A 5,495-nucleotide genomic window follows, 5' to 3' on the forward strand; every position below is an offset into this window, starting at 1 on the left:
CCTTTCCCTTGTCGTCTCTTCCGCCTGTGCACGACGCCAGGCCTTGACCTTCGCGTGGTCGCCGGAAGTCAGAACCGGCGGGATGCCCCGCCCTTCGAAGTCCTGCGGCCTCGTATAGTGCGGGTACTCAAGGAGCCCGCCCTCGAAACTTTCTTCCTCGCCCGACAAATCCTTCCCCATGACACCCGGCAGAAGCCGGATCACCGCATCGAGAAGGCAGATTGCCGCGGGTTCCCCGCCCGAAAGGACGAAATCCCCGATACTTATTTCTTCCATCTGCCGCGCTTCGATGACCCGCTGGTCGAGTCCCTCGAAACGCCCACAAAGAAGCACCACACCCGGCCCTTCGGCCAGCTCCCTCACCCTTTTCTGGGTCAGGGGGCGCCCCCTCGGGCTCAGATAGATAAGCGGCCTTGCATCACCTTCCGGGGAAGCCTTGCCCCGGACGGCATCGACCGCCGCCGCCACCACATCCGCCCGCATCACCATGCCCGGCCCGCCGCCCGCTGGCGTATCGTCCACGGAACGGTGCCGGTCGGTCGCAAAATCGCGGATATCGACCGTTTCAAGGGTCCATTTCCGCGCTTCAAGCGCCCGGCCCGCGAGCGACACGCCCAAAGGCCCCGGAAACATTTCCGGGAAGAGCGTCAGCACCGTGGCGGACCAGCCTTCACTCATCACCCGCTCCCGGTTCCGCATCCTCGTCAGCAAAAGTGCCGACAGGCGGGTCGATCACGATCCGGCCTCCCTCGGTGTCCACGAGCCGCACATTATCGACCGTGAACCCCATCAGCACCGTCTCGCCGCCCCCTTCGGGAGCAATTTCGAGCAGGTCGCCTGCCCCGAAATTCAGCACCGCCGCGACATGGCCGTAAGCCCGGCCATCCTCGCCCACCACGCGCAGCCCGACGAGATCGGCGTGATACCAGCCTTCCTCGTCCTCATCCGGCTCCGGCAGGCGCTCGCGCGGCACATAAAGCTCGGTTCCCCGAAGCGCCTCGGCAGTGTCGCGGTCATCTATGCCTTCAAGACGGCAAAGAACGAGATCCTTGATCATGCCCTTCGCCTCGATGGCGAAGCGGCGTGACCCGTCCTTCGTTTCGACCGGGCCATAAGCGGCAACGCCTTCCGGCAACTCGGTAAAGGCTTTCACCTTTACGAGCCCCCGCACGCCATGCGCGCCCGTGACCACGCCAAGGCACACTCTGGCGTCCGCCGCTTCGGCCTTGCCCTGAGCCATGAGCGCGATGCGCAGGCCTGATTAAGCCTGCGCCTCTTCGGCCGGAGCTTCTTCAGCGGGCGCCTCGGCAGCAGCCTTAGCAGCTTCAGCAGCTTCTTCCGCAGCGATACGGGCAGCTTCCAGACGCTCCTGCGCCTTCGCCTTCGGTTTGGCCTTGATCGGGTTGTTGCGGGCTTCGCGCTTGAAGAGGCCGGCATCATTCAGGAAGCGGGCAACGCGGTCCGTCGGCAGCGCGCCAACCGAGAGCCAGTGCTTCGCACGCTCGAGATCGAGGGTCACGCGCTCGGCATTGTCCTTCGGCAGCAGCGGGTTGAACGAGCCGATCTTTTCGATGAAGCGACCATCGCGGGGGCTGCGCGTATCGGCAACCACGATGCGATAGAAGGGGCGCGTCTTCGCGCCGCCACGGGCGAGCCGGATCTTCAGTGCCATTGTGTCTTACCTTTCAAGTGGACCGGCCACACATTCGTGCGGGCCAGGATTTCGTCAATTTGTGCAGTTACCTAAGCTCAATCACTTTTTCTTCTTGCCGGTAGGAAGCCCCGGAAGACCGGGCGGCATCCCGCCGAAACCGGAGCCCGGAAGGCCCGGCAATCCTTTTGGAAGCCCGCCCGCCGGGAGCTTCCCCAGCGCGCCCGAGGACAGCGCCTTTTGCAGCGCCTTCGGGTCGGCGGCCTCCGGCGGCAGGTCGGGCATTCCGCCCCCGCCACCAAACAGCTTGGAGAGAAGGCCACCCTTCTGGCGGCCCATCGCCTTCATCATGTCCGCCATCTGACGGTGCATCTTGAGAAGGCGGTTGATTTCCTGAACTTCCGTGCCCGACCCCCTGGCAATGCGCTTCTTGCGGCTCGCATTGAGGAGCTTCGGGTTTTCACGCTCGCTCTTCGTCATGGACGAGATGATGGCGATCTGGCGCTTCACCGTGCCGTCACCCATATGGGCCTGCGCCGCCTGCATCTGCGCCTTGCCGAGACCCGGCATCATGCCGAGAAGCCCCTTCATGCCGCCCATGCGGCTCATCTGACGAAGCTGATCGGCGAGATCATCGAGATCGAACTGCCCCTTGCGGAGCCGCTCGGCCATTTTCTCGGCCTTTTCGGCATCAATCGTTTCGGCAGCCTTTTCGACAAGGCTGACAATGTCGCCCATGCCGAGAATGCGGCCTGCCACGCGGTCTGCACGGAAATCTTCCAGCGCATCCATCTTTTCGCCGGTACCGAGCAGCTTGATCGGAACGCCGGTCACGGCCCGCATGGAAAGCGCCGCACCGCCGCGCCCGTCACCATCGACGCGGGTGAGCACAATGCCGGTCACGCCGATGCGCGCATTGAACTGTTCGGCCACATTGACCGCGTCCTGACCGGTGAGGCTGTCGGCCACGAGCAGCGTCTCATGCGGCTCGGCAATGTCGCGGACTTCTGCGACTTCGGCCATCAGCTCTTCATCGATATGGATGCGGCCTGCCGTGTCGAGCATCAGCACGTCATAACCGCCAAGCCGCGCTGCCTCGACAGCGCGCCGTGCAATGGCGACAGGCTGCTGGCCCTCAACGATGGGAAGCGTGGCAACGCCCACCTGCTCGCCCAGAATCCGAAGCTGCTCCTGCGCTGCCGGGCGGCGCGTATCGAGCGAGGCCATCAGAACCTTGCGCTTTTCGCGCGTAGTGAGGCGCTTTGCAATCTTGGCCGTGGAGGTGGTTTTGCCGGAACCCTGAAGGCCCACCATCATCAGCACGACAGGGGCCGCCGCCCGCAGCGAGATGGAGGTATCTGCCTCCACACCGCCCAGCATCTCCACCAGCTCGTCATGGACGATCTTGATGACCTGCTGGCCAGGCGTGACCGATCTCAGAACTTCCTGACCGATGGCCCGCTCGCGGACCTTGTCGATAAAGCTGCGCGCAACAGGCAGCGCCACATCCGCTTCGAGTAGCGCCCGGCGGACTTCGCGCATCGCCTCATCGACATCCTTCTCCCCCAGGGCACCACGGCCCTTGAGCTTGGAGAGAACATCGCCGAGGCGGCCTGAAAGATTCTCGAACACTTGCGTCGCAAGCCTTTGACAAACAAAACAAAAAACGCTCCCGCGAGCGAATATCGCCGACGGAAGTTGACCCGGGCTCACTGCCTCGGGCGGGTCGGGGCGCAACAATGTCCCGAAAAGGTGGGCGGAAACTAAGGGCTTGGCCGCCCCGAGTCAATAATTCAGCGCGTTGAGAGCGCCTGCCGGAGAAGCCGCAGCGCCGCTTGGGCGAAGGCCCGCATATTGGCAGCCCGGTCAGCAGACCCCGTGCTGACGGTAATCGCAGCCGGGGCCGGCCCCGCCAGCGCGATAACCGCCGTACCGGGCGGCGGGCCATAGGGGGAGCCGGAAGGGCCGGATGCGCCCATTTCGGCAAGCGCCCAGGTGGCGTTCAGCGTCCCCCGCACTCGCTCCGCCATGACAGCAACATAAGGCTCTGTCAGCGGCTTGAGGTCTGGCCGCGGCGCGCCTTCCAGCCCGTAAAGCGCCTTGGCGGCACCCCGCGTATAGATGACCGTGCTGCCGAGATAAAAGGCAGACGCACCGGGCTGCGCCACGAAGGACGCGGACACCAGCCCGCCCATCGAAGATTCCGACAGCGCGAGCGTTTCGCCCCGTTTTTTCAGCAATTCCGCGATTTCCGCCGCGACGGGCAACAAATCCTGCATCAGACGCCTCCCCACTCCCGCAGCGCATAAAACTCCTTGTCCCAGATGAGATAGAGGAGCCGTGTCGGCACCTTATAGGCCTTGGCCACATAATCGGCCTGCGCCGCATGGATTTTCCAGCCTCGGATCTTCGAGGCGATGTTGCCGGGCGTCGAATGGGTTGGCAGAGGCTGGTTTTCCGCCACAAAACGCCCGAGCTTGCCCCCCAGCTTCAAAAGCGAGGCACGAGGAATGAGCGGATAGGCCACGAAACGGGGGCCGCGATAAGGCCCCTTGCCCGCCCGCAGCCGCTCTATGGCCTGCTCGGCGACAAGGCCCATCCGCATATGATCCTTGTGGCCCGTCGCCCCGCTTGTCGGCCAGAAGGCTATCACCAGATCGGGCGTATAGCGTTCCATGGCCGCCGCCACCCGCGATACAAGCTCTTCCACCGGCTGGTCGGGCAGGCCGCCATCCGGGTAATCCCAGACTTCCTGATCATCAATGCCAAGCGCAAAGCCGTTTTTCAGCACTTCCGCATGGCGGATCGCGCCGAGATCGCTCTGGCGGCAGACAACGGGGCATTGGGTGCCCGCATCGCCCTTTGTGGCCGTAATCATGGAAAGATAGGCGCCATCGGCCTTGGCCGAGGTCAGAAGGCCGGTGATGAGCTGCTCGTCATCGGGATGGGCGAAAACGGCGAGAATACGCTTCGCTCCGACTTCCCGCGCAAGCGAGGCCACATGCAGCGCCACCTTGTCCTCGAAGAGATTGTGGAACCTGTACCAGACCGCCACCAGAACCAGCCCGATCAGGACGACAATCCCTAATACCCACAGCATGAAGCCTCCCGTGTTAGCAGCCTCTCCCCACCCTAACGCGCCACTACTGGCACAAGCTGCAAAAAAGAGCCATATAAGTGCGCATCATGACAGCGATGACGCCCCATTTTCTGAAGATGAACGGTCTCGGCAACGATTTCGTCGTGCTGGACCTGCGCCGCGAGCCGATTACGCTCAGCGAGGCGCTGACGCGCGCCATTGCGGATCGGGAAAAGGGCGTGGGCTGTGACCAGCTCATCACCATCGAGGAACCGCGTAATGGCGGCGATGTCTTCATGGGTATCCGCAATGCGGATGGCAGCACGGTCGGCGCCTGTGGCAATGCCGCACGCTGCATCGGCAAGCTCATTCTGGAAGAAACCGGCAAGGACGCCGTCCTGATCGAGACGCTGGGCGGCAACACTGTCGCGCGCCATGCAGAAGGCGGCAACATCACCGTTGATATGGGCGAGCCGAGCCTCGGCTGGAATGAAATCCCGCTTTCAGAAGAGTTTCAGGACACGCGCGCGATTGAGCTTGAAGTCGGCCCGCTCGGCAACCCGATCATGCATTCGCCGGGCGTCGTCAATGTGGGCAATCCCCATGCGGTGTTCTTTGTCGATGATGTGGATGCAATCGACCTTGGCCGCATCGGGCCGATGCTCGAGAACCCCCCGCTCTTTCCCGAACGCGCCAATAGTTCCGTCGCGCAGATTCTCTCGCCGACCCATATCAGGATCCGCACTTGGGAGCGCGGTGCGGGGC

General features: G+C 63.5%; 7 protein-coding genes. 1 reads left to right on the top strand and 6 read right to left on the bottom strand.

Annotated elements, in window-relative coordinates; genetic code table 11:
• The 6 genes from trmD to WBF74_RS08265 form a co-directional block, all read right to left on the bottom strand.
• Window positions 1-678, bottom strand: a 678-nt coding sequence (gene trmD, locus WBF74_RS08240) for a tRNA (guanosine(37)-N1)-methyltransferase TrmD (protein WP_424437957.1), incomplete at its 3' end; no start/stop codon positions are given.
• The gene (gene rimM, locus WBF74_RS08245) at window positions 671-1,240 is read right to left on the bottom strand and encodes a ribosome maturation factor RimM (protein ID WP_424437960.1); all 570 of its coding nucleotides are present in this window, start codon (window positions 1,238-1,240) and stop codon (window positions 671-673) included. The genes trmD and rimM, both read right to left, overlap by 8 nt.
• Window positions 1,241-1,261: 21 nt before the next feature.
• Entirely contained in the window at window positions 1,262-1,672 is a 411-nt protein-coding gene (rpsP, locus tag WBF74_RS08250) for a 30S ribosomal protein S16 (protein WP_424437963.1), read from the bottom strand.
• A gap of 81 nt (window positions 1,673-1,753) precedes the next feature.
• On the bottom strand, window positions 1,754-3,283 hold the full coding sequence (gene ffh, locus WBF74_RS08255) for a signal recognition particle protein (protein ID WP_424437966.1): 1,530 nt from the start codon (window positions 3,281-3,283) through the stop codon (window positions 1,754-1,756).
• 161 nt (window positions 3,284-3,444) lie between these two features.
• A complete protein-coding gene (locus WBF74_RS08260) occupies window positions 3,445-3,930 on the bottom strand; it encodes a CinA family protein (protein ID WP_424437969.1) in 486 nt (161 codons plus the stop codon).
• On the bottom strand, window positions 3,930-4,751 hold the full coding sequence (locus WBF74_RS08265) for a PIG-L deacetylase family protein (RefSeq protein WP_424437972.1): 822 nt from the start codon (window positions 4,749-4,751) through the stop codon (window positions 3,930-3,932). The genes WBF74_RS08260 and WBF74_RS08265 overlap by 1 nt, the downstream gene beginning before the upstream one ends.
• Before the next feature lie 86 nt (window positions 4,752-4,837).
• On the opposite strand from WBF74_RS08265, the gene dapF reads away from it, so the two are divergent.
• Window positions 4,838-5,495 (top strand): diaminopimelate epimerase (gene dapF, locus WBF74_RS08270; RefSeq protein ID WP_424437975.1); only part of this gene is annotated, 658 nt, incomplete at its 3' end.

Source organism: Parvibaculum sp. (assembly GCF_049672805.1).
Taxonomy (GTDB): Bacteria; Pseudomonadota; Alphaproteobacteria; order Parvibaculales; family Parvibaculaceae; genus Parvibaculum.